The sequence below is a fragment of the Amycolatopsis methanolica 239 genome (assembly GCF_000739085.1).
Lineage (GTDB): Bacteria > Actinomycetota > Actinomycetes > Mycobacteriales > Pseudonocardiaceae > Amycolatopsis_E > Amycolatopsis_E methanolica.
The window spans coordinates 2,805,895-2,830,144 of record NZ_CP009110.1 but is presented as its reverse complement, the minus strand read 5'-3'; the positions used below and the strand labels follow the sequence as shown (position 1 = coordinate 2,830,144).

The 24,250-nt window shown below is 72.7% G+C and carries 21 protein-coding genes; 4 read left to right on the top strand and 17 right to left on the bottom strand.

All coding sequences use genetic code 11. From position 1 onward, the window contains the following. Positions 1 to 3: 3 nt before the first annotated feature. The gene (locus AMETH_RS13585) at positions 4 to 387 is read left to right on the top strand and encodes a VOC family protein (RefSeq protein WP_017982033.1); all 384 of its coding nucleotides are present in this window, start codon (positions 4 to 6) and stop codon (positions 385 to 387) included. Here the strand turns inward: AMETH_RS13585 and AMETH_RS13580 are convergent. After that, positions 282 to 1,274, bottom strand: coding sequence for a LysR family transcriptional regulator (locus tag AMETH_RS13580; RefSeq protein WP_017982032.1), 993 nt, complete (start codon positions 1,272 to 1,274; stop codon positions 282 to 284). The two genes, AMETH_RS13585 and AMETH_RS13580, sit on opposite strands and share 106 nt — an antisense overlap. An 83-nt stretch (positions 1,275 to 1,357) precedes the next feature. Here AMETH_RS13580 and AMETH_RS13575 point away from each other — a divergent pair, with 83 nt between their 5' ends. Beyond that, a complete protein-coding gene (locus tag AMETH_RS13575) occupies positions 1,358 to 3,145 on the top strand; it encodes a gamma-glutamyltransferase family protein (RefSeq protein ID WP_017982031.1) in 1,788 nt (595 codons plus the stop codon). 116 nt (positions 3,146 to 3,261) lie between these two features. On the opposite strand, the gene AMETH_RS13570 is transcribed toward AMETH_RS13575, so the two are convergent. The 9 genes from AMETH_RS13570 to cmk form a co-directional block, all read right to left on the bottom strand. Beyond that, the gene (locus AMETH_RS13570; protein WP_017982030.1) at positions 3,262 to 4,437 is read right to left on the bottom strand and encodes an ROK family transcriptional regulator; all 1,176 of its coding nucleotides are present in this window, start codon (positions 4,435 to 4,437) and stop codon (positions 3,262 to 3,264) included. A gap of 45 nt (positions 4,438 to 4,482) precedes the next feature. Beyond that, positions 4,483 to 5,910 (bottom strand): sugar ABC transporter permease, encoded by a 1,428-nt coding sequence (locus AMETH_RS13565; RefSeq protein WP_017982029.1) that lies wholly within the window; start codon positions 5,908 to 5,910, stop codon positions 4,483 to 4,485. 14 nt (positions 5,911 to 5,924) lie between these two features. Beyond that, entirely contained in the window at positions 5,925 to 6,698 is a 774-nt protein-coding gene (locus AMETH_RS13560; protein ID WP_017982028.1) for an ATP-binding cassette domain-containing protein, read from the bottom strand. Positions 6,699 to 6,788: 90 nt separating this feature from the next. Then, entirely contained in the window at positions 6,789 to 7,907 is a 1,119-nt protein-coding gene (locus tag AMETH_RS13555) for a sugar ABC transporter substrate-binding protein (protein ID WP_017982027.1), read from the bottom strand. Between the two features lie 241 nt (positions 7,908 to 8,148). Beyond that, positions 8,149 to 9,399, bottom strand: coding sequence for a M1 family metallopeptidase (locus AMETH_RS13550; protein ID WP_017982026.1), 1,251 nt, complete (start codon positions 9,397 to 9,399; stop codon positions 8,149 to 8,151). Next, the gene (locus AMETH_RS13545) at positions 9,387 to 13,247 is read right to left on the bottom strand and encodes a Pls/PosA family non-ribosomal peptide synthetase (RefSeq protein WP_017982025.1); all 3,861 of its coding nucleotides are present in this window, start codon (positions 13,245 to 13,247) and stop codon (positions 9,387 to 9,389) included. The genes AMETH_RS13550 and AMETH_RS13545 overlap by 13 nt, the downstream gene beginning before the upstream one ends. Positions 13,248 to 13,388: 141 nt before the next feature. Beyond that, entirely contained in the window at positions 13,389 to 14,813 is a 1,425-nt protein-coding gene (gene der / locus AMETH_RS13540; RefSeq protein WP_017982024.1) for a ribosome biogenesis GTPase Der, read from the bottom strand. After that, complete coding sequence (locus AMETH_RS13535; protein ID WP_020486695.1) at positions 14,810 to 15,487, bottom strand: lysophospholipid acyltransferase family protein; 678 nt, start codon at positions 15,485 to 15,487, stop codon at positions 14,810 to 14,812. The genes der and AMETH_RS13535 overlap by 4 nt, the downstream gene beginning before the upstream one ends. Next, a complete protein-coding gene (gene cmk / locus AMETH_RS13530) occupies positions 15,484 to 16,185 on the bottom strand; it encodes a (d)CMP kinase (protein WP_017982022.1) in 702 nt (233 codons plus the stop codon). Before cmk ends, AMETH_RS13535 begins: the two co-directional genes overlap by 4 nt. A 115-nt stretch (positions 16,186 to 16,300) precedes the next feature. On the opposite strand from cmk, the gene AMETH_RS13525 reads away from it, so the two are divergent. Continuing rightward, a complete protein-coding gene (locus AMETH_RS13525) occupies positions 16,301 to 16,783 on the top strand; it encodes a cation:proton antiporter regulatory subunit (RefSeq protein ID WP_026153076.1) in 483 nt (160 codons plus the stop codon). 4 nt (positions 16,784 to 16,787) lie between these two features. Next, complete coding sequence (locus tag AMETH_RS13520) at positions 16,788 to 17,987, top strand: cation:proton antiporter (RefSeq protein ID WP_017982020.1); 1,200 nt, start codon at positions 16,788 to 16,790, stop codon at positions 17,985 to 17,987. Between the two features lie 40 nt (positions 17,988 to 18,027). Here AMETH_RS13520 and AMETH_RS13515 read toward each other — a convergent pair whose 3' ends face one another. The 7 genes from AMETH_RS13515 to AMETH_RS13485 are packed head-to-tail and all read right to left on the bottom strand — an operon-like array spanning position 18,028 to position 24,185. Further along, the gene (locus AMETH_RS13515) at positions 18,028 to 18,384 is read right to left on the bottom strand and encodes an arsenate reductase family protein (protein ID WP_017982019.1); all 357 of its coding nucleotides are present in this window, start codon (positions 18,382 to 18,384) and stop codon (positions 18,028 to 18,030) included. Continuing rightward, entirely contained in the window at positions 18,384 to 20,219 is a 1,836-nt protein-coding gene (recQ, locus tag AMETH_RS13510; protein WP_017982018.1) for a DNA helicase RecQ, read from the bottom strand. The genes AMETH_RS13515 and recQ overlap by 1 nt, the downstream gene beginning before the upstream one ends. Before the next feature lie 59 nt (positions 20,220 to 20,278). Continuing rightward, positions 20,279 to 21,022, bottom strand: coding sequence for a pseudouridine synthase (locus tag AMETH_RS13505; protein WP_026153075.1), 744 nt, complete (start codon positions 21,020 to 21,022; stop codon positions 20,279 to 20,281). After that, entirely contained in the window at positions 21,012 to 21,944 is a 933-nt protein-coding gene (gene scpB, locus AMETH_RS13500) for an SMC-Scp complex subunit ScpB (RefSeq protein WP_017982016.1), read from the bottom strand. The genes AMETH_RS13505 and scpB overlap by 11 nt, the downstream gene beginning before the upstream one ends. Then, on the bottom strand, positions 21,941 to 22,795 hold the full coding sequence (locus tag AMETH_RS13495; RefSeq protein WP_017982015.1) for a segregation and condensation protein A: 855 nt from the start codon (positions 22,793 to 22,795) through the stop codon (positions 21,941 to 21,943). The genes scpB and AMETH_RS13495 overlap by 4 nt, the downstream gene beginning before the upstream one ends. After that, the gene (locus AMETH_RS13490; RefSeq protein WP_026153074.1) at positions 22,792 to 23,217 is read right to left on the bottom strand and encodes a hypothetical protein; all 426 of its coding nucleotides are present in this window, start codon (positions 23,215 to 23,217) and stop codon (positions 22,792 to 22,794) included. Before AMETH_RS13490 ends, AMETH_RS13495 begins: the two co-directional genes overlap by 4 nt. Then, a complete protein-coding gene (locus AMETH_RS13485) occupies positions 23,214 to 24,185 on the bottom strand; it encodes a ParA family protein (protein ID WP_017982013.1) in 972 nt (323 codons plus the stop codon). Before AMETH_RS13485 ends, AMETH_RS13490 begins: the two co-directional genes overlap by 4 nt. Positions 24,186 to 24,250 lie beyond the last annotated feature (65 nt).

The following is a 24,250-nucleotide window of genomic DNA, read 5'->3' as shown; positions in this document are numbered from 1 at the left end:
CACATGGTCTCGGTATTGCAGAACGTCGCGATCGACTGCGCGGACGCCTACGAGCTGGCCCGCTTCTGGAGCGGGGTGACCGGCCGTCCGCTCCACCCGGACGACCGGCCGGGCGACCCGGAGACCCAGGTGCTACTCGCGGAGGGCCCGGTGCTGCACTTCAACCAGGTGCGCGAGCCCAAGACGATCAAGAACCGGATCCACCTGTGCCTGCGCCCGGAGACCTCGCGCGAGGAGGAGGTGGCGCGGCTGCTGGGCCTCGGCGCCACGTTCGTCGCCGATCACCGGAACCCGGACGGGTCCGGCTGGGCCGTCCTCGCCGACCCCGAGGGCAACGAGTTCTGCGTGCTCCGTAGCGACTCCGACCGGGCCGCGACGGAGTCCTGACCCGCCGGGGCGGTCCCGAGCGTGGTGTCGATGAACGCGCGCGTCGCCGCGGTGAGCGGGCCGCCCCGGTGCACCAGCCACTGCGGCAGCCGCTCCGGCGGGTCGAACCGGTAGACGTCCGCGCCCGCCCGCAGCGCCAGGTCGGACCAGCCGTCCGGCATCAGCCCGGCGCCGATGCCCTTGAGCACCATCGGCAGCACCACGCCCCGGTCCCCGGCCTCGGCCGCGATCGTCATGTCCCCGACGGTCGCGGCCAGCCGGTCGAACAGGGCCCGCACCGCCGTGGCCGGCTTGGTGACCACGAACCGCATGCCGCGCAGCACCTCCGGGCCCACCGACGGCCCCGGCACGTCCAGCACGCCGGGCGGCACGACCAGCAGGAACTCCTCGTCCCGCAGGTGGTGCGTCACCAGCCCCTGCCCGGACGGGCGCTCCGCGCTGCCGCACACCCCGACCTCGCACCTGCCCTGGAGCACCATGGCGACCACCTCGGCCGCCGACATCGCCGACGACGTGCTGACCGTGACCCCCGGGTGCCGCCGGGCCAGCTCGGCGATCACGCTGGTCACCGGTTCCAGCCCGGACGACGAGGTCGCGGCGACGTCCACCCGCCCGGCCGCGCCGTCTCCGATCGCCCCCGCCGCGGCCCGCAACGCGTCGAGGTCGCGCAGCACCAGCCGGGCCCGGTCGGCCAGCGCCTCCCCGGCTGTGCTCAGCACCGCGTGCCGCCCGACCCGGTGGAACAGCGTGACGCCCAGCTCGTGTTCGAGCTTGCCGATCGAGCGGGACAGCGAGGGCTGCGCGACGTGCAACGCCTTGGCCGCCGCGGTGAACCCGCCGTGCTCGACGATCGCGACGAAGTACTCCAGCTGGCGGCGTTCCACCACGCTCCCATCGATAGCGAACAGCTATGGCGATGGTGTCACAGATGTCTTGGACGTTCACCCGGTCGAGGGTGTCTACTCGGACCGTGTTCACCACCCGTCCCACGCTGCAAGGCACCCACGGCATGGTGTCGTCGACCCACTGGCTCGCCTCCGCCACCGCGATGGCGGTGCTGGAGGACGACGGCAACGCCTTCGACGCGGCCGTGGCCGCCGGGTTCGTGCTGCACGTCGTCGAACCGCACCTGAACGGCCCCGCCGGCGAGGTGCCGATCATCCTCGCGCCCGCCGGGCAGGCGCCGCGCGTGCTGTGCGGGCAGGGTCCGGCCCCGGCCGGGGCGACCGTCGCGCACTACACCTCGCTCGGCCTGGACCTGGTGCCCGGCACCGGTCCGCTGGCCGCCGCCGTGCCCGGCGCGTTCGACGCGTGGATGCTGCTGCTGCGCGACCACGGCACGAAGACGCTGGCCGATGTGCTGAAGTACGCGATCGGCTACGCCGAGAACGGGCACCCGGCGGTGGAGCGGATCGGCTCGACCGTCGCCAGCGTGCGGGAGCTGTTCGAGACCGAGTGGACCAGCTCGGCGGAGGTCTACCTGCGTGACGGGCGCCCGCCGGGGCCCGGCGAGATGCTGCGCAACCCGGCGCTGGCCGCGACCTGGCGGCGGGTGATCGCCGAAGCCGAGGCCGCCGGCCCGGGCCGGGAGGCGCAGATCGACGGCGCCCGCCGGATCTGGCGCGAGGGCTTCATCGCCGAGGCGATCGCCGAGGCCGCCGCCCGGCCCACCATGGACACCTCCGGCGAGCGGCACGCCGGCACCCTCACCGCTGACGACCTCGCCGCGTTCGAAGCCGGCTACGAGGACCCGGTCACCTACGACTGGCAGGGCTGGACGGTCGCCAAGTGCGGCCTGTGGAGCCAGGGCCCGTCGTTCCTGCAGCAGCTCGCCCTGCTGCCGGACGGCCTCGAGTACGGCACCCCGGACTACCTGCACACGCTGATCGAGGGCACCAAGCTCGCCATGGCCGACCGCGAGGCGTGGTACGGCGACAGCGCGGACGTCTCCCTGGACGCCCTGCTTTCCGCCTCCTACAACGAATCCCGCCGCGCCCTGATCGGCGAACGGGCGTCGACGGAGCTGCGGCCGGGTTCGCCGGACGGGCGCCGGCCGCGGCTGAGCAAGCAGGCCGAACTGTCGGTCGGCGGCGCGGTCCCGCCGCCACCCGCCGCGGGCGCTGGTGAGCCGACCGTCGCCAAGGACGGCGCCACCCGCGGCGACACCTGCCACCTCGACGTGGCCGACCGGTGGGGCAACATGATCGCCGCCACCCCGAGCGGCGGCTGGCTGCAGTCAAACCCGGTCATCCCGGCGCTCGGTTTCCCGCTCGGCACCCGGCTGCAGATGTCCTGGCTGGACGAGGGACTGCCCAACTCGCTGGTGCCGGGCCGCCGCCCGCGCACGACGCTGTCCCCGTCGGTGGCGCTGCGCGACGGCGTGCCGGTGCTCGCGTTCGGCACGCCCGGCGGGGACCAGCAAGACCAGTGGAGCGTGCACTTCTTCCTCGCCGTCGCGCTGCGCAGGAAGGTGCGCGGCAGCCTCGACCTGCAGGGCGCGATCGATGCGCCGAACTGGCACACGGACAGTTTCCCGAGCTCGTTCTACCCGCGCTCGATGAAACCGGGCAGCGTCACCGTGGAGTCCCGCATCGGCGAACCCGCGATCGCGGAACTGCGGCGGCGCGGGCACGACGTGACGGTCGCCGACCCGTGGTCGGAAGGCCGCCTGTGCGCGGTCGCGCGCGACCCGGAAACCGGTGTGCTGTCCGCGGGTTCCAACCCGCGTGGCATGCAGGGCTACGCCGCCGGACGGTAGTTTCCTCCGGCCTCCGAAGGAAAAGCAGCGGTTCGCACCCATCCCCGCGAACCGCTGTTTTTCCTGGCCGGGTCAGGCGGCAGCACCGAAGGCGACCCGCTTCGCGCCCGCCTGCCTCAGCCGTCCGCGAGCACCGTCTCGAAGGCCAGCTCCGCGGCGCCCAGCAGCTTCGCGTCCGTGCCCAGCGCCGACGTCGCGACCCGCGTCCCGGCCAGCGCCCGGCTGACCAGGCTCCGCTCCCGCACCGTCCGCTCCACGTGCTCGACCAGCGCCGGGGGCAGCGCGGTGAACAGGTCGCCCAGCACCACCAGCTGCGGGCACAGCAGGTTGACCACGTTGCCGAGCCCGAGCGCGAGCCAGTCGGTGAACTCCGCGAGCTCACCCGGCGCCTCGCCGTTGGCGGAGAGCAGCCGCAGCTCGTGCACGATCGCGCCGACCGGGCTGTCCTCGTCCAGCCCCAGCGCTCGCGCCAGCGCCCGCTCCCCCACCTCGGTCTCCCAGCAGCCGTGCGATCCGCAGTAGCACTGCCGCCCCTGCGGCCGCACCACCATGTGCCCGACCTCGCCCACGTGGTGCCCGCCGGCGCCACGCATGGACACGCCGTTGGAGATCACGCCGCCGCCGACGCCGACCTCCGCGCTGATGTAGACGAGGTCGTCGTAGCCGCGCGCCACCCCGCGCAGGTGTTCGGCGAGCGCGCCCAGCTCGGCGTCGTTGCCCATGTGCACCGGCAGCTGCAGGGCCCGCGACAGCCACGCGCCGAGCGGGATGTCGGTCCAGTGCAGGTTCGGCGCCTCGTGCACGAACCCGTCCTGGTGCCGCACCACGCCCGGCACCGACACGCCCGCCGCGACCGGGTGGACGCCCAGCTCGTCGATCAGCGGGCCCGCCGTGTCGACGATCTTGGTGAACACCTCGCGCGGGTCGTTGGTGGTAGAGCGGATGTTCCACCCGCCCCGCCCGAGGATCTCGCCGCCGATCCCGACCAGCGCCATCCCGGCCCGCTCCACCCGGATGTCGATCGCCAGCACCACCGCGGCCTGCGGCTGCGGCAGCACCAGCAGGGACGGGCGGCCCGCCCCGCTGCGCTGGGCCGGCACCCGTTCCTCGACGAGCCCGTCCTCGGCCAGCCCGTCCACCAGTGCCTTGATCGTGCTGCGGTTCAGCCCGAGGTCGGTGGCGAGGCTGGCCCGTGTGGACGGACCGTGGACGTGCAGCCGGCGCAACAGGGCGGCCCGGTTGTGCCGGCGCACGTCGTCGGGGCGGGTGCCCGCGGTGGGTGTGGTCGTCACCTGCGCTTCCCTGCTGGCCGGTGGTCGGCGGTCTTCACCCGTGCCTCAGCGGGCGACCGCGGCACGCTTGCGGGAGAGCGCGTCGACGGCAGCCGCCACCAGAAGGACCAGGCAGGTGATGATGTTAACCGTAGCCGCCTGGAACCCGAGCAGGCCGAGGCCGTTCTGGACGGTCGCCAGCACGAGACCACCGATCACCGCGTCACGCAGCCGTCCGCGGCCGCCGAACAGCGACGTGCCACCGATGACCGCCGCGCCGACGGCGAACAGCAGCGTGTTGCCGCCACCGGAGTTGCCGTCCACCGCGCCGACCTTGGAGCTGTAGACGATGCCGCCGATCGCCGCGACCGCCGAGCAGATCACGAACACGCTCATCCGGATCTTGTCGACCTTGATGCCGGCGCGCCGCGCGGCCTCCTTGTTGCCGCCGACCGCGTAGATGTGCCGCCCGTAGCGGGTGCGGTCCAGCACGAACGTGCCGGCCACCAGCAGCACCAGCACGATCGGGACGACGTAGGGCACGCCGGCGATCGTGGTCAGGTTAGGGTTGGGCGAGCGGTTGGTGTTGAGCAGGTAGGTCGCGACCGCGCCGAGCACCAGCACCGCGCCCGCCTTGACGACCACGATCGTCGTCGGCTGGGCCACCAGTCCGCGCCGCAACCGTCCGAAGTGGCGGGTCAGGACCACCGCGGCGTACCCGCCCGCGGCGAGCGCGAACATGATCCAGCCGGCCAGGATGGACAGGTTGCCGTTGGCCACCTGGTACAGCACGTCGCTCTGCCGGATGGAGATCGTGCCACCCTCGCCGACCAGCTGCAGCAGCAGCCCGTACCAGCCGATGAACAGCGCCAGGGTCACCACGAACGACGGGATGCCGATCTTGGCCACGATGGTGCCGGTCAGCGCGCCGATGACGACGCCGACGCAGATCGCCAGCACGATCTCGATCCACGGGTTCGCGGGGAACCCGGCGAGCAGGAACACCGGCACGACGAGCGAGAGCACCGCGCCGATCCAGACGCGCATCCACACGCACAGCGCCGCCGCCACGATCGAGCCGACGATGAAGCCGTAGAACACCGTGCTGCCGAAGTTGCCGAGCAGGTTGCCGTCCTGCGTGAAGTGCAGTGCCATCACCGACGCGGCCAGGCCGGACGCGGTGCCCGCGGACAGGTCGATCTCGCCGAGCAGCAGCACCGGCACGATGCCCATCGCGATGATGGTCTGCCCGGCGCCCTGCGCGAACAGGTTCGCGATGTTGTTCAGGGACAGGAAGGTGTCCGAGAGCCCGGTGAACACCAGCACCAGCACCAACAGGCCGAGCAGCGCGGGCAGCGCGCCCAGCTCGCCGCCGCGCAGGCGCCCGAAGTAGTCGCCGATCGCCTCGCGGGTGGACCGCGAAGTGGTGTCGATGCCGAAGTCCGAGATCGCCGCCGGGGGCTGGCCGCCGGGCTTCGTGGGGGTTTCAGTCATGGCCACTTCTTTCCTCACACGGCCGCGGTCTCGGGGCGGGCCAGCCCGAGGTCGCCGGACCGGCCCGCGGTGATCAGTTCGACGACCTGGCTGTTCGTGACGTCCTTGGTGGCGACGTCGGCGGCCAGCCGGCCGAGGTAGAGCGTGGCGATCCGGTCGGCCACCTCGAACACGTCGTTCATGTTGTGGCTGATCAGCACCACGCCGAGGCCCTGCTCGGCGAGGCGCCGCACCAGGTCGAGCACCTGCCGGGTCTGCGCGACGCCGAGCGCGGCGGTCGGCTCGTCGAGCAGCACCACCTTGCTGTTCCACAGCACGGCCTTGGCGATCGCGACGGTCTGCCGCTGCCCGCCGGACAGCGACGACACCGGCGTGCGGACCGACTTGACGGTGCGCACCGACAGCGACGCCAGGGTCTTGCGCGCGGCCAGCTCCATCGCCGCCTCGTCGAGCAGCCCGCGCTGGTTGCGCTCGCGGCCGAGGAACATGTTCTGGACGATGTCGAGGTTGTCGCACAGCGCGAGGTCCTGGTAGACGACCTCGATGCCGAGGGCGGCCGCCTCGCGCGGGTTGTGGATGTGGACCGGCTTGCCCTCGAAGAGGACTTCACCGCTGTCGATCGGGTGGATGCCCGCGATGCACTTGACGAGCGTGGACTTCCCGGCGCCGTTGTCGCCGACCAGCGCGGTGACCTCCCCCGCGCGCACCTGGAAGTCCACGTCGTGCAGGACGTGCACCGGCCCGAAGCTCTTGTTGACGCCTCGCAGCGCGAGGACGGGCTCGTTCATGGAAGAACCTCCGCTATCCGTGGGAGACACGCGGGAGGGGACGCGCGGTCCGGGGTTTCCGGACCACGCGCCCCCATGCGCCGCGTGTCGTCAGGAGATGCCCAGCTGCTGGCAGACCGGGGCGGTGTCGCCGCCGCAGATCTCGCTCGCCTTGACGTAACCCTGGTCGACCACCATCTTCACGTTCTCCTTGGTGATGGAGAACGGCTGCAGCAGCACCGACTTGACCGTGCGGTTGCCGGTCGGGTCGGTGGAGGTCTGCTTGGCGATGGCGTCGGCGCCCGCCGTGTCACCCTTGACCAGCGCGGCGGCCAGCTGCGCGGTGGCGTCGGCCTCCTGCTGGATCGGCTTGAACACCGTCGAGTACTGCTGGCCCTGCAGGATGGACTTCAGGCCGGCGGCGCTGGCGTCCTGGCCGGTGACCGGGACTGAGCCGGCGAGGCCGTTCTTCTGCAGCACCGTGATCACGGCGCCGGCCATGCCGTCGTTGGCGGCCAGCACACCGTCGACCTTGCCGCCGTTGGCGGACAGGAACTGCTCGAAGGTCGCGCCGCCGACCGCGTTGTCCCACTTGTCGATGCGCTGGCTGGCGACCTTCTTCAGCGCGCCCGAGCTGTAGAGCGGGCCGAGGATCTCCTGCTGCCCGTTGTAGAACAGGGTCGCGTTGTTGTCCGTCGGCGAGCCCTCGATCTCGATGACCTGGGCGCCGGCCTTGTTCTTCAGCGCGTCCGCGAGCGCCTGGCCCTGCAGGCGGCCGACCTGGACGTTGTCGAAGCTGACGTAGTAGTCGGCGCTGCCACCGAGGTTGAGGCGGTCGTAGTTGATGACCGGCACGCCCTGCTGCTTGGCCTTCTGCTCGACCGTGGCGCCGACGTCACCGCTGGGCGCGGCGATGATCAGGACCTTCACGCCCTGGCTGAGCATGCTGTCGGCCTGCTGCGCGAACCGCTGGTTGTCGCCCTGTGCGTTCTCGATGATCGGGCTGAGCCCGGCCTTCGTGAGGGCCGACTGGAGCATCGGCTGGTCGAACCCGGCCCAGCGGGCCGAGGTCGCGGTCTCGGGCAGGATCACGCCGACCTTCGGGCCGCCGTTGTCCGACCCGCCGCTCCCACCGCTGTTGTTGTTGGCGCTGTTCGCTCCACACGCGGTCAGCGCCAGGACGAGCCCGGTGCCCGCGGCGGCCAGCGCGAGGGTCTTTCTCCGCTTCATTGCGTCCCCTTGGCAGGAATGTTGTGACTCACAACATTTGAATGTTGTGGCCGACAACATACGTCGTGATCGCGTGTGAGGGGAAGCCCGATCCGACACGTTCCGGTAACAAAAGGGCCGCGATCCTCAAGCCGCGACGGGAGCGGGACGAACGGCGACGACACGTTGCCCGAAAGGGACATCCTCGCTGCTCAGGCGGCCCAGGATCGGGCGCAGCCATGCCCCGGCGAGGCGGGGTGGCTCAGCCGAGCCAGGAGGCGAACTCGTCACGCAGCGGCACACCGGCGGCGCGCTCCGCGTGCGCGATGAAGTCCTCGCTGGTGACAGTGCCGTGCGCGTGCCCGGCCACCCAGGTCCGCAGCAGGCCGAAGAACACCTCGTCGCCAACCCGGCCGCGCAGCTCGTGCAGGACCAGTCCGCCGCGCTTGTAGACCTGCTCGTCGAACAGGCGCGCCACGCCCGGGTCGCCGATCGCGAGGTCGGTGCCGGCGCGGGACCGCCAGTCGCGCGCCAGCGCCTCCGCGGACGGGCCGCCGGAGGCCTCCGACCACAGCCACTCCGCGTAGGTCGCGAAGCCCTCGTTGAGCCAGATGTGCCGCCAGCCGGCCACGGTGAGGCTGTTGCCGAACCACTGGTGCGCCAGCTCGTGCACCACCAGCCGCTCGAACGTGCGGCGCCCGTCGACGTGGTTGGCGCCGAAGATCGCCATGCCCTGCGCCTCGATCGGGTCGTCCAGGTCGTCGTCGGTGACCACCACGACGTACTCGCCGAACGGGTACGGCCCGAACCACTCCGCGAGCCTGCGCATCATCTCCGGCTGGCGGCCGAAGTCGTGAGCGGCCGCGGCACGCAACCGCCGGGGCACCGCGATCCGTTGCGCCCCATCGAGGACCAGCTCGTCGTACCGTCCGATCTGGACACTCATCAGGTACGGCGCGGTGGGCTCGCGCCGCTCGAACACCCACGTGGTCGCGCTGCCCCCGGCGCGGCGGGTGACGAGGTCGCCGGTCACCAGCACCGTGTAGGCCGACGCGGTGGTCAGCGACACCCGGTAGGACGCCTTGTCCCCGGGCCGGTCGTTGCACGGGAACCAGGACGGCGCCCCGGTGGGCTGGCTCGCCACAAGCGCGCCGTCGGTCAGCTCGTCCCAGCCGATCTCGCCCCACCGGCTCGCGACCGGCCGCGGGTTGCCGGAGTAGCGCACCTCGACGGTGAACTCCCCGCGCACCGGCCGCACCGGGCGCACCACCAGCTTGCCCCCGCGGTGGGTGAACTTCGCGGTCCGCCCGTCCACGCGCACGCCCCTGACCGCGAACCCGGCCAGGTCCAGCGGAATCCGGCTCAGCTCGCCCGCGGCGACCGCAGACAGGGCCGCCCGCGCGCTCAGCCGGTTCGGCCCGATCTTGTAGTCCAGTTCCAGGTCGTAGTGCGTGACCCGGTAGTCGTCGCTGCCGTGGCCGAGCGTGTAGTCGGCGCGGGTCACGCCCGCCACGCCGCGATCGGGTTGCCCAGCCAGCGGCTGTCGGCCGGGACGGCGTCGCCACGGGTCACCAGCGAACCCGGGCCCACGGTGGTGCGCGCGCCGACGCTGGCTCCGGGCAGCACGATCCCGTGCGGGCCGACGGTCGCGCCCTCCGCCACGGTCACCTCGCTCATACGCATGATCCGATCATGGAACAGGTGGGTCTGCACGACACACCCCCGGTTCACGGTCGCGCCGTCGCCCAGCCGCACCAGGTCGGTCTCGGGCAGCCAGTACGTCTCCAGCCACACCCCGCGGCCGATCTTCGCGCCCATCGTGCGCAGCCAGCACGGCAGCAGCGGCGTGCCCGCGCTCCAGCTCACCAGCCACGGCACCGCGAGCGTCTCGACGAACGTGTCGGCCAGCTCGGTGCGCCACACGAACGAGCTCCACAGCGGGTGGTCCGCCGTCCGGAACCGCCCGGTCAGCGCCCACTTCACCGCGGTGGTCACGGCCCCGGCCACCAGACCGGCGACGACCAGCACGACCGGCGCGGCGACCGCGGCCACGAGCAGGCCCGCCGTCGCCCACACCGCCGCCAGCGCGGCCAGCACGAGCACCGCGAGCGCGACCGCGCACATCACCGGCACGATCCGGCACAGCTCGACCGCGGCCCGCGCGGCCTTCAGGCGCAGCGGCGGGGCGAACGTGCGGCTGGAGTCGGCCGCCTCCACCGCGCGGCGCAGCGGCATCGGCGGCATGCCCAGGTACGACGAGCCCTTCTTCGCCTTGCGCGGCGCCGAGGACAGCACCCCGACCAGACCGCGCTTGGGCACCGCGCGCCCGGCCGCGGCCATGCCGGAGTTGCCGAGGAACGCCTGCTTGCCGATGCGCGTCGGTGCGACGTGCAGCCAGCCGTGGCCCAGCTCGTAGGTGGCGACCATGGTGTCGTCGGCGAGGAACGCGCCGTCGTCGACCTGCGTCATCCGCGGGACGGCCAGCACCGTCGAGACCTCCGCGCCACGGCCGACCTTCGCGCCGAGCAGCCGCAGCCACACCGGCGTGAACAGGCTGGCGTAGAGCGGGAACAGCACCTGGCGGGCCAGGTCCGTCAGCCGCTCGGTGGCCCACACCTGCCAGGCGATCCGGCCGTGCACCGGGTGGTAACCCTGGTGCAGGCCCAGCCCGAGCAGCCGCACCGACACCAGCACCAGCAGCGCGTAGGTGCCGAACGCGGCCACCGTCGCAACCGGCACGGTGAGCAGCGCGGCGCCCAGGGCCGCGCCGATCGTCGTGGTGCCCGCGACCGCGGCGCCCAGCACCAGCAGGCCGGGCACGGCGGCCAGCACCGGGAACAGGCCCAGCACGAACGAGGCCGTCCCGTAGGCGAAGGCCCAGAACCGCGCCCGCGGCGGGCGGCTGGACGGCCACCGCAGCGCGCCCTTGCCGTCGCGCCGCGCGGGCGAACCCGCCCAGCGCTGGCCCGCGGGCACCGCGCCCAGCACCGTCGACCCGGCCGCGATCTCCGCGCCCTTGCCGATCCGCGCGCCGGGCAGTAGCACGCTGCGCGCGCCGACCCGGGCGCCGGCGCCGACGCGGATCTTGCCGATGTGCACGACGTCGCCGTCCACCCAGTGGCCGGACAGGTCGACCTCGGGTTCCACGGCCGCCCCGCGGCCCAGCTTGAGCAGGCCGGTGACCGGCGGCGGGGTGTGCAGGTCGACGTCCTTGCCGACCTTCGCGCCCAGCGCGCGGGCGTACAGCGTCATCCAGCTCGCACCGGAGATCCCGGCGGCGCCGGTGGCGTCGGCGAGCCGTTCCGCCGCCCACAGTCGCAAGTGGACCCGGCCGCCGCGGGGGTGGGCGCCGGGGCGGACGCCACGCAGCAGCAGCCGCGCGCCGCCGGCCGCGATGGCGATGCGGCCGGGCGGGCTGAACAGCACCATCCAGGCCAGGGCCAGCGACCACCAGGACACGGCGGGCGTCCACGCGACGCCGGTCAGCGCGAGCACAGTGGACAGTGTTGCCAGCGCGGTCACCCAGCGCAGCCCGGTCAGGGCGAGCACCGGCAGGCCCAGCACGGCCTGCGCGGCTCCGGCCCGCCGCGGGACCGGGCGGACGTCGCGCCGCCGCGCGGTTTCCCCATCGAGGCCGTCGAGCAGCGCGGCGAGCTGGCCGAGCTTCGGGTGGCGGTAGAGGTCGGCGACCGACACCTGCGGGTGCCGGGTGCGGATGCGCGCCACCAGCTGCGCCGCGGTGAGGCTACCGCCACCGGAGGTGAAGAAGTCGGCGCCCGGATCGGTCACCGGCACCCCCAGGATCTCCGCCCAGCCCTCGGCGAGCCACGATTCGGTCGGCGTCAACGCGGCGGCAGTGTCCACAGTGGCCAGCGGCCAGGGCAGCGCGGCACGGTCGACCTTGCCCGAGGTGCGCGTCGGCAGGTCGTCGACCACCGCGAGCAGCGGCACCAGGGCAGCCGGCAGGCGGTCGCGGAGCAGCGCGGAAGCCGAATTGGTGTCGAACCCACCCTGCGGCACGACGTACCCGACGAGAACCTGGTTGCCTGCCTTCGTGGTGCGGATCGCCGCGGCGGCTCCGGCGACCCCGGGCAGGGCCTGCAGCGCGGCGTCGACCTCGCCCAGCTCGATGCGGCGGCCGCCGAGCTTGATCTGCTCGTCGGCGCGGCCGAGGAAGACCAGGCCCGCGGGCTCGGCGCGCACCAGGTCACCGCTGCGGTAGGCGCGCTCCCAGCCGAGCGCGGGCAGCGGCGCGAACTTCTCCGCGTCCTTCACCGGATCGAGGTAGCGGGCCAGGCCGGCGCCGCCGATCACCAGCTCGCCGGACTCCCCCATCGCCACCGGCTCACCCGCGGCGTCCACGACCACGAGGTCCCAGCCGGCCAGCGGCAGCCCGATCCGCACCGGGCCCTCCCCGGTCAGCGGCGCGGCGCAGGCGACCACGGTCGCCTCGGTCGGGCCGTAGGTGTTCCACACCTCGCGGCCCTCGACGGCGACCCGCTCGGCCAGCTCCGGCGGGCACGCCTCGCCGCCGAAGATGAGCAGCCGCACGTCCTCCAGCGCCTCGGCCGGCCACAACGCGGCCAGGGTCGGCACGGTGGACACGATCGTGATGCGCTGGGCGACCAGCCACGGCCCGAGGTCGACGCCGGTGCGCACGAGCGCACGCGGGGCGGGCACCAGGCACGCGCCGTGCCGCCAGGCCAGCCACATCTCCTCGCACGAGGCGTCGAAGGCGACCGACAGCCCGGCCAGCACGCGGTCACCGGGACCGATGGGCTCCTCGGTGAGGAACAGCCGGGCCTCGGCGTCGACGAAGGCGGCCGCGGAACCGTGGCTGACCGCCACGCCCTTGGGCTTGCCCGTCGAACCGGAGGTGAAGATGATCCACGCGTCGTCCCCCGGCGCGGGCGCGCCGGTGCGGCCGCCGGGCTCGGCGAGCATCGTCAGCCCGTCGTCCATCAGCACCGCGCATACGCCGGCCTCGCCGAACACCAGCTCGGCCCGCTCGTCCGGGTCGTCGGCGTCCACCGGCACGTAGGCCGCGCCCGCGGCGAGCACGCCGAGGATCGCGACGTAGAGGTCGGCGGTGCCGGAGGAGATCCGGACGCCGACGCGGTCGCCGCGGCCGACGCCCTCGGCGGCGAGCCTGCTGCCCAGCGCCTGCGCCTCCTCGGACAGCCTGCGATAGCTCAGGACCCGCTCACCGTCGTCGAGCGCGGCCGCGTTCGGGTGACGCGCGGCGGTGGCGGCCAGCACGTCCAGCAGCGTGCGCCGCGCCGCGGCCGGACCGCCGGGGAACAGGGCCCGCTCCGGGACCAGGACCCCGGGCAGCGTCGGATCGAGAACGGGCGCGCCCATCGAGTTCACCTTCCGCCAGCGTTCGGGCCGGAACTCGCGAAAAGTGTGAGGCGCCCGCGCGGGACGATGACTCTACCCGAGGTGAACAGCAGGTGGCCGGGCGGTCTCACCGGTGTGTCGCCGCCGTCACACCTCGTTGCGTCACTTGCCCTTCTTGCCGGGCCGCGGCTTCTTTTCCCGCACCCGCACGTTGATGCGCACCGGGCTGCCCGCGAAACCGAAGCGCTCGCGGAACTTCCGCTCGATGAAGCGGCGGTACCCGGCCTCGAGGAACCCGGTGGTGAACAGCACCAGCGTCGGCGGGCGGATGCCGGCCTGGGTCGCGAACAGCACCTTGGGCTGCTTGCCGCCACGCACCGGCGGCGGGGTGGCCGCGATCAGCTCGGACAGCCACGAGTTCAGCTGCCCGGTCGGGACCCGCTGGTCCCACGAGGCGAGCGCGGTCCGCAGCGCAGGCGCGAGCTTGCGCACCGAACGCCCGGTGAGCGCGGAGATGTTGACCCGCTCGGCCCAGGTGACGCGCACCAGGCCGCGGTCGAGCTCCTTCTCCAGCTGGTGGCGGCGGTCCTCGTCGACGAGGTCCCACTTGTTCAGCGCCAGCACGCACGCGCGGCCGGACTCCACCACGGACGTCAGCACGCGCAGGTCCTGTTCGGACAGCGGCTCGCTGGCGTCCAGCAGGACGATGACGACCTCGGAGGAGTCGATGGCCGCCTTGGTGCGCAGCGACGCGTAGTACTCGGTGCCGCTCGCGGTGTGCACGCGCTTGCGCAGGCCCGCGGTGTCGACGAACCGCCACACCTGGCCGTCCAGCTCCACCAGCGAGTCGACCGGGTCGACCGTGGTGCCCGCGACCGAGTCCACGACGGACCGCTGCTCGCCGGTGAGCTTGTTGAGCAGGCTGGACTTGCCCACGTTCGGCTTGCCGACCAGCGCGACGCGGCGCGGCCCGGTGACGGCCTCACGCTCGCGCGGGGCCTCGGGCAGCACCTTGATGATCGCGTCGAGCAGGTCGCCCGAGCTGCGGCCGTGCAGGGCGCTCACCGCGTGCGGCTCGCCGAGGCCGAGCGACCACAGCGAGGCCACGTCGGACAGCAGCCGCTCATCGTCGACCTTGTTGGCCGCCAGCAGCACCGGCCGCTTGGACCGGCGCAGCACCTTCGCCACCGCCTCGTCGGTCGCGGTCGCGCCGACCGAGGCGTCCACCACGACCAGCACCGCGTCCGCGGTGTTCATCGCCAGCTCGGCCTGCGCCGCGACGGCGGCCTGCAGCCCGGTCGCGCTCGGCTCCCAGCCGCCCGTGTCGACCACGGTGAACCGGCGGCCGGACCACTGCGCGTCGTAGGCCACCCTGTCCCGGGTCACGCCGGGCGTGTCCTGCACGACCGCCTCGCGGCGGCCGAGGATCCGGTTCACCAGGGTGGACTTGCCCACGTTCGGGCGCCCGACGACGGCCAGCACGGGCTGGCTCAGCTCGGCTTCCTCCTCGGACGCCGTGTCGTCGGCCTGGCTGTCGAGCGCGGTGAACTCCGCCTCGTCCGACCAGGTCCCGTCAAGCTCCGTCATAACTCCGCTTTCTTCCCGCGCACGGGCTCGCCCTGCGCTGCACGCCATTCGTCGAGGGTGCGGACCAGGCCCGCGAGTTCGTCCCGCAGCCGCCCGGTCGCCTCGTCCAGCCCGGCCCGGCCGCGGCCGACCTCGAGCGGGAACGGCTCGCCCACCAGGATGTCGACCCGGGGCCGGAACCGCCGCCCGCTGCCCGCGGGACGCCGCGTCCCACGCACCGCGATCGGCAGGACCACCGCGCCGGAGGCCCGGACCAGCCAGGCCGCGCCGCGCTCGGCACTGGTCACGTCCCCCTCGCCGCGGGTCCCCTCCGGGAACACCGCGACCAGCCCGCCGCTCTTGAGCACGTTCGCCGTGGTCAGCAGGGGCGCCCGGTCGGGTTCGCCCCGGCGCACCGGCACCTGTCCGATGCGCCGGAGGAACCACCCGACCGCCCCGGTGAACATCTCCTCCTTGACGAGGAACACCGAACGGCGCGGCAACATTCCGAAGATGATCTGCGGCTCGACCATCGAGCTGTGGTTGGCCACCACCAGCACCGGCCCGGTCTTCGGCACGCGCTCCAGCCCGCGGATCCGCAGCCGGTAGGCCGGCTTGAACAGATGCGTCCCCACGAACCGGGCGGTGTCGTGCAGCCGGGCCGACGCGCCGTCCGGAAGACCGGCAGGGCTCACCGCGTGACCTGCGCGCACGTGCCCAGCAGGCCGCGCTGGCTCGCCAGCTCGGACAGGGCGACGAGCACCTGGTCGATGGACAGCTCGGTGGTGTCCAGGTGCACCGCGTCGTCGGCGGCCTTCAGCGGCGCCACGGCCCGCGTCGAATCGAGCCGGTCCCGCCGGTCGACCGACGCCAGCGCCTCGGCCTGGCTGCTCTGCCGCCCGGCGGCGGTGTCCTGAGCGCTGCGGCGCGCGGCCCGCACCGCCGGGTCCGCGGTCAGGTAGACCTTGAGCGGGGCGTCCGGCGTGACGACCGTGCCGATGTCGCGGCCCTCGACGACGATGCCGCCGATCTCGTCCAGCACCTCGCCGATGATCCGCCGCTGCCGCGCGACCAGCAGCTCACGCACCTCGGGCACCGCCGACACCGGCGACACCGCGTGGTTGACCTCGGCGCCGCGGATCTCGGCCGCCACGTCCTCACCGGCCAGGTGGACGCTCGGCGCCGACGGGTCGGTGCCCAGGGCGAAGTCGGTGGTCCGGGCCAGTTCCGCGACCGCGGGACCGTCGGCCGGGTCGACCCCCGCACGCAGCACGGCCAGCGTCACCACCCGGTACATCGCGCCGGTGTCGAGGTAGCCGGCCGACAGGCGCCCGGCGAGCTTGCGCGCCACCGTGGTCTTCCCGGTTCCCGAGGGTCCGTCCAGAGCGACCACGCCTCGTAGGGCTCCCGCCACCGATGCTCTCCTCGCCGTCTCGATCGGTCTGTACCTGCGGTTCTCCATTGTGCCTGGCCCGCGGCGCGGCGACCGCACCGGTACCGTGGCGGTCGTGAACGTGGAAGTAACGCCCCTACCGGGCATCGGTGTGCGGAAGGACTTCGCGACCCGGAACGGCCGCCGCATCGGCGTGGTCACGCACCGGGACGGGCAGATCGAGCTGATCGTGTCCAAGTCCGACGACCCCGACGCGTGCCTGGCGTCCCTGCCCCTGACCGCCGACGAGGCCGGCGCGCTGGCCAACCTGCTCGGCGCGCCGCAACTGGTCGCGCAGCTCACCGAGGAGCACCGCGAGGTCCCCGGAATCAACACCAAGCAGCTGCCCATCAAGGCCAACTCCCCGTTCGACGGCCGCACCCTCGGCGACACGGCGATGCGGACCCGGACCGGCGTGTCCGTGGTCGCCGTCATGCGCGCCGGCCAGGTGCACCCTTCCCCCACCCCGGACTTCACGTTCACCGCCGGTGACGTGCTGGTCGCGGTCGGCACGTCGGAAGGCCTGGAGGGCGCCCTCAAGATCCTGAAGAACGGCTGAGCCCTTGGAGCACACCGCACTGGCCCTGATCGAACTCGGGGCCGTCTTCTTCGTGCTCGGCGTCCTGGGGCGCCTCGCCGGGAAGATCGGCCTCTCCCCCATTCCGCTCTACCTCCTCGGCGGCCTCGCCTTCGGGCAGGGCGGCCTCATCCCGCTCGGCGACATCGGCGACTTCACGCACCTGGCCAGCGAGATCGGCGTCGTGCTGCTGCTGTTGCTGCTGGGCCTGGAGTACTCCGCGGCCGAGCTGTTCACCGGGCTGAAACGCTCGTGGATGGCGGGCCTGCTGGACATCGTGCTCAACGCCGCGCCCGGCGCGGCCGTCGCGCTGCTGCTCGGCTGGGGCCCCATCGGCGCCATCGTGATGGCCGGCGTCACCTACATCTCGTCGTCCGGGATCATCGCGAAGGTCCTCGGCGACCTCGGCCGCCTCGGTAACCGGGAAACCCCGGTGGTGCTGTCGATCCTGGTGTTCGAGGACCTGGCGATGGCGCTGTACCTGCCGATCCTGACCGCGCTGCTGGGCGGCGTCAGCTTCCTCGGCGGCCTGGAGGCCGTCGGGATCTCGCTGCTGGTGATCACCGTCGTGCTGGTGATCGCGCTGAAGTACGGCCGGTACGTGTCGGCGATCGTGGACTCCGACGACCGCGAGGTGTTCCTGCTCAAGGTGCTCGGCGCGGCGCTGCTGGTGGCCGGGCTCGCGTCGGCGATGCAGGTGTCCGCCGCGGTCGGCGCGTTCCTGCTCGGCATCGCGATCTCCGGCTCGACCGCCCACAACGCCACGCGGCTGCTGGAGCCGCTGCGGGACCTGTTCGCCGCGGTGTTCTTCGTGGTGTTCGGGCTGAACACCAACCCCGCGTCCATCCCGCCGGTGCTCGGCTGGGCCGTGCTGCTCGCGGTGGTGACCACGCTGACGAAGGTGGCGACCGGCTGGTGGGCCGCGCGGCGTCAGGGCGTCGGCAAGCTGGGCCGCGCCCGCGCCGGAGCCGCGCTGGTGGCGCGGGGCGAGTTCTCGATCGTCATCGCCGGGCTGGCCGTCTCCGCCGGCGCGGTGGTCGACGAGCTGGCCGCGCTGGCGACCGCGTACGTGCTGCTGATGGCGATCCTCGGCCCCATCGCGGCCCGCGTGGTCGAGCCGCTCGCGAAGGGCCTGCAGCGGCGGCGCGGACACGGCCACGAGCCGGCGACGTCCAGCGCGGGCTGACTTCCCCCGGGGGCGGCGACAATGTGGTCGCCGGCTCCCCTCAAGGCAGAACCGAGCGCACGGCCTCTTCCGTGCGTCCGACCACCGTTGTTCCGTCGTCGGCGGTGATGATCGGGCGCTGGATCAACTTCGGGTGCTCCGCCAGCGCCGTCAGCCATCGGTCCCGGGTCGCCTCGTCGCGCGGCCAGCTCTTGATGCCCAGCTCGACGGCCTCCGGCTCCTGCATCCGCGCGATGTCCCACGGGTCCAGGCCCAGCCGCTTCAGCACCGCGTCCAGCTCCGCCACCGTCGGCGGCTCCTCCAGGTACCTGCGCACCTCGTAGGACACACCCGCCTCGTCCAGGATCGACAGCGCCGAACGGCACTTCGAGCACCGCGGGTTGACCCAGATCTCCACTATTCGCCTCCTGCCAGGGTCGCCAGCACCTGCTCGCCGTAGCGGGCGAGCTTGTTCTCCCCGACACCGCTCACCCCGGCCAGCTCGTCCAAAGTAGACGGCTGCTCGGTGGCGATCTGACGCAGGGTCGCGTCGCTGAAGACGATGTACGCCGGCACGCCCTGGTTCTTCGCCTCCTCGAACCGCCAGGCCCGCAGCTTCTCGAACACCGGGCGGGCCTCCTCCGGCATCTCCGCCGCCGCCTTGCGCTTCGCGGTCGCCGAGGCCGCCCGGCCGGCGCGCTTGGGCTCGCGGCGCATCCGCACCTCGCGCTTGCGGCCCAGCACCTCACCGCTGGCCTCGGTCAGCAGCAGCGCCCCGTAGTCGCCTTCGACGGCCAGCAGCCCCTGCGCCAGCAGCTGCCGCACCACGCCGCGCCACTCGCTCTCCGACAGCTCCTGCCCCACGCCGAACACGGTGAGCTGGTCGTGCCGGTGCTGCGTCACCTTCGGCGTCTGCTTGCCCAGCAGGATGTCGATGATCTGCCCGGCGCCGAACTTCTGGCCCCGCTCGTGCTGCAGCCGGTACACCGCGGACAGCAGCTTCTGCGCGGGGATCGTGCCGTCCCACGACTCCGGCGGCGTCAGGCAGGTGTCGCAGTTGCCGCACGGCTGCCCCGGCTGGCCGAAGTAGTTCAGCAGCTGCGCACGGCGGCACTCGACCGTCTCGCACAGCGCGAGCATCGCGTCCAGGTGCTGCGACAGCCGCCTGCGGTGTGCGTCGTCGCCCTCGGAGGTCTGGATCATGCGCCGCTGCTGCACGACGTCCTGCAGCCCGTAGGCCAGCCACGCGGTCGACGGCAGCCCGTCGCGGCCCGCGCGCCCGGTCTCCTGGTAGTAGCCCTCGACCGACTTCGGCAGGTCCAGGTGCGCCACGAACCGCACGTCCGGCTTGTCGATGCCCATGCCGAACGCGATGGTCGCCACCACGACCAGCCCGTCCTCGCGCAGGAACCGCGCCTGGTTGCGCGCACGGGTGCGGGAATCCAGGCCGGCGTGGTACGGCACCGCGCTGATCCCGTTGGCCACCAGGAACTCCGCGGTCTTCTCCACCGAGTTGCGCGACAGGCAGTACACGATGCCCGCGTCGCCGGGGTGCTCGGTGCGGATCAGGTCGAGCAGCTGCTTCTTCGGCTCGGCCTTCGGCACGATGCGGTACTGGATGTTGGGCCGGTCGAAGCTGGCCACGAACTGGCGCGCCTCGCCGAGGTTGAGCCGGGACACGATCTCGGCGTGCGTGGCCTTCGTGGCGGTCGCGGTCAGCGCGATGCGCGGCACGTCCGGCCAGCGCTCGTGCAGCTCGGACAGGCCCAGGTAGTCGGGCCGGAAGTCGTGGCCCCACTGGGACACGCAGTGCGCCTCGTCGATGGCGAACAACGCGATCTTGCCCCGGTCGAGCAGGTTCCGCGTGGACTCCATGGACAGCCGTTCCGGCGCCAGGTACAGCAGGTCCAGCTCGCCCGCGAGGAACGCGGCCTCCACCTCGCGGCGCTGCTCGAAGTCCTGCGACGAGTTGAGGAACCCGGCGCGCACACCGACCGCCAGCAGCGCGTCGACCTGGTCCTGCATCAGCGCGATCAGCGGCGAGACGACCACACCGACGCCGGGGCGCACCAGCGACGGGATCTGGTAGCACAGCGACTTCCCACCGCCGGTCGGCATCAGCACGACCGCGTCACCGCCGCCGATCACGTGCTCGACGATCGCTTCCTGGTCACCGCGGAAGGAGTCGTAACCGAAGACGCGGCGCAGCGTCTGCAGCGCGTCGCTCACGGGGATGGTTTCAGCGGAGGCCACGCCGCGATCCTAGGGGCTCGCCGGCGTCGCCGGGCGACGCCACACGAGATGCCCGCTCGCTACAGGCCGACGCGCCGGTAGAGGCCGCCGACCTCTTCGCGGTTGAGCTTGCGGATCGTGCCCGGCTTGCCGTTGCCCAGCTGCACGTCGCCGATCGCGGTGCGCACCAGCTTGCGCACCGGGAACCCGACCTCGGCCAGCAGCCGCCGCACGATGTGCTTGCGGCCCTCGTGCAGCACGATCTCCAGCAGGGTGCGCCCGCCCATGCTGTCCTTGACCCGGAACGCGTCGACGCGCACCGGGCCGTCCTCCAGCACGATGCCCTCCTTGAGCTCCTTGCCGAGGCCGCGCGGCACCCTGCCGTCGACCTCCGCCAGGTAGGTCTTGGGCACGTGGTAGGAGGGGTGCATCAGCCGGTGCGCGAGGTCGCCGTCGTTGGTGAGCAGCAACAGGCCCTCGGTGTCGGCGTCGAGACGGCCGACGTGGAACAGCCGTTCGCTGCGGTCGCGCACGTAGTCGCCGACGCACGGGCGGCCCTGGTCGTCGTACATCGTGGTGTGCACGCCGCGGGGCTTGTTCAGCGCCAGGTGGATCAGGTCCTCGCGGAGGATGACCCGGGTGCCGTCGACGTGGATCACGGCGCTGTCCGGGTCGACACGCCGGCCGAGCTCGCGGACCACCTTGCCGTCGACGCTCACGCGGCCCTGCACGATCAGGTCTTCGGCGGCGCGGCGCGAGGCCACGCCCGCCTTGGCGAGCACCTTCTGCAGGCGCACGCCCTCGGCTTCGGGCTCAGATGTCATCGATGGAGTCCACTTCCGGCAACAGGGGGGCGATCGGCGGCAGGTCGGTCAGCGACGACAGGCCCAGCCGCTCGAGGAACAGTTCGGTCGTCACATACAGGGTGCCACCCGTCTCGGGGTCGGCGCCGTTCTCCTCGATGAGACCACGGGCGAGCAGGGTGCGGATCACACCGTCGACGTTGACGCCGCGCACGGCCGCGACGCGGGAACGCGTCACGGGCTGCCGGTAGGCGATGACGGCGAGGGTCTCCAGCGCGGCCCGGGTCAGCTTGGAGCGCTGCCCGTCCAGGAGGAGCTTCTCGACGTAGGGCGCGTAGGTGTCGCGGGTGTAGAGCCGCCACCCCTCGCCGACCCGCCGCAGGTCGATGCCGCTGCCGCGCTGGGTGAGCTCGGCCGACATGACCTGCAGGGTCTGCGTCACGCGCGGCTCGGGCTGGCCGAGCGCGCTCGCGAGCGCCTCTTCGCTGACCGGCGAGTCGACGACCAGCAGGAGGGCTTCGAGCGCCGCGGCCAGCGCGGAGTGCTCGGTGAGGTCCGGAAGCCCGTCCCCCACCGCGACGAGGTCGTCGGGCTCCTCCGGGTAGTCCGGCAGGGGCGCGTCCTCCGGAGGCACGGTGGCTTCACCAGGCGCCTTCCCGGGCTGCGCCGCAGGCGCGGCGTCCGCCTCCGCATCGGGCGCGGACGGCACCTCCTCCGCCGCTGCCTCAGGCTCCACGGCCTCGGCCTCCGCCACCTCAGGCCCAGGCTCCGCGGGTTGCGCCGCAGGCGCGGAGTCCGCACCGAGTGCGGGCGGCGCGTCCTCGGAAGGCGATCCACCGTCGGCGGACTCCTGCTCAGCAAGCGTCTCGGCTTCGCGCGCCGGCGCCACCTCGGGCTCGGCCTCCGCGGCCTCGGGCCGGACCGGCTCCTGTTCGGGACTCACCCGTACTCCTCTTCCTCGACGCGGGCCCGGTCCGCCTCGGCGGCGGCCTCGGCCTCCGAGACCGATCCGCCGGTCCACCGCACCCGCAGCATCGTCAGCGGCTCGTCCTGCTCGAACTGCACGCTGGACTCCCGGTAGAGCTCCAGCAACGCCAGGAACCGGGCCACCACCTCGACCGTGTGCTCGCAGTCCTCGACCAGCTCGGTGAACGTCGCCTCGCCCCGCGAAGCCAGCTTCAGCCGCAGCAGCGCCGCGTGCTCGCGCACCGACACCCGGTGCGCGTGGATGTGGTCCAGGGACACCGTGGGCGGCGGCTTGGGCCGGAACACCGCCAGCGCGATCTCCGCCAGCTTGTCCGCGTCCACCCCGAGCGTCACCTCGGGCAGCAGCCCGACGTAGCGCTCCTCCAGCGCCACCGACCGCGGGTACCGCCGCAGTGCCCCGGCCTCCAGCTCCGCGAACAGCGCCGCGACCTGCTTGTACGCCCGGTATTGCAGCACCCGGGCGAACAGCAGGTCCCGCGCCTCCAGCAGCGCCAGGTCGTCCTCGTCCTCGACCTCGGCCGCGGGCAGCAGCCGCGCGGCCTTCAGGTCGAGCAGGGTCGCCGCGATGACGAGGAACTCCGTCACCTCGTCCAGGTCCCACTCCGGCCCCAGCGCCCGGGTGTAGGCGATGAAGTCGTCGGTGACCTGGTGCAGCGCGACCTCGGTGACGTCGAGCTGGTGCTGCGAGATCAGCTGCAGCAGCAGGTCGAACGGCCCCTCGAAGTTGTCCAGGCGGACCTTGAACTTCGGCGCCGCGGAATCCTCGACGGGCTGGGCCCCGTCGACCGGAGCCCCGTTCTCGCTCACGTCCCGGCGGCTTCCTCGGAGTCGAGGCCGCCCTCACGGAGGCGGCGCACCAGCACCGAGTCGGCGCCGTGTTCGTCGAAGTCCGCCAGCAGCACCGCCACGGCCTCCCGCACGAGACGGCCGCGGTCGATGGCCAGGCCGTGCTGGGCCCGCAGGCTCAGCCGCGCCTGCTCCATCGCGACCAGCTCGTCGCCGGAGACGTAGACGGTGATCTTCGAATCGTGCTTCTGACGTCCGCTTCCGCGCCGCCCGGCGGCGCTGCGCTCCAGCTGCTCGCGGTGCCCGGAGTTCTGCCCGTTGCCCGGCCGCTGCGCCTCCGGGCGCTGCGGGGCGGGCGTGGGCGGTGCGGGCACGTCGAGGGCCGGGCTGCTGGTCAGGCGGAAGAGTTCCGAAGCCCCGGGGAGGGAGGCTCGCCTGCTCACCGAGCGATCACCTCGCGCGCCAGCGCGCGATAAGCCTGCGCGCCGGCGGACTTGGGGGCCCAGCGGGTGATGGGCTCACCGGCCACGGTGGTCTCCGGGAACCGCACGGTGCGGTTGATCACCGTGTCGAACACGGTATCGCCGAAGGCCTCCACGACCCGCGCCATGACCTCCCGTGAGTGGAGGGTCCGCGGGTCGAACATCGTGGCCAGGATGCCGGTGATATCCAGTTTGGGGTTCAAGCGTTCGCGTACCTTCTCGATCGTGTCGATCAACAAAGCCACGCCCCGCAAGCTGAAGAACTCGCACTCCAGCGGGATGATCACGCCGTCGGCGGCCGTGAGCGCGTTCACCGTGAGCAACCCGAGCGATGGCTGGCAGTCGACCAGAACATAGTCGTACTCCGAGATGAGGGGTTGCACGACCCGGAGCAACGTGTGCTCGCGCCCCACCTCGGCGACCAGCTGCACCTCGGCGGCGGACAGGTCGATGTTGCTCGGCAGCAGGTCCATGCCCTCGACACTGGTGTGCCGCAGGATGTCCTGCGCGGTCACCGACCGCTCCATGATCGCGTTGTAGACCGTCTGGTCCAGCTCGTGCGGCTGCACGCCGAGGCCCACCGACAGCGCGCCCTGCGGGTCGAAGTCCACCAGCAGCACCCGGCGGCCGTACTCGGCGAGCGCGGCGCCCAGGTTGATCGTCGACGTGGTCTTGCCGACGCCGCCCTTCTGGTTGCACATGGCCAGCACCGTGGCCGGGCCGTGCTTGTCCAGCAGGGGCGGTTCGGGAATCGCACGCAACGGTCTGCCGGTCGGGCCGAGCTTGGGCTTGCCGTTCGCTTCGGCGCCCACGGCCACGACAGAGTCCACGGTGTCGGGCTCCCCCTCTGTCGCGATGGTCAGGTTGTCGAGGTTCGCGGCGGCCGATGCGGCCGAGACCGATCTGGTCGAGGGCTGCGGTGTCGACATGGCGCGAAACTCCTCGTTCGACGGGTTGGCCGCAGCCTATTCGGCGAGCCGTTTGTCGCCAAAGC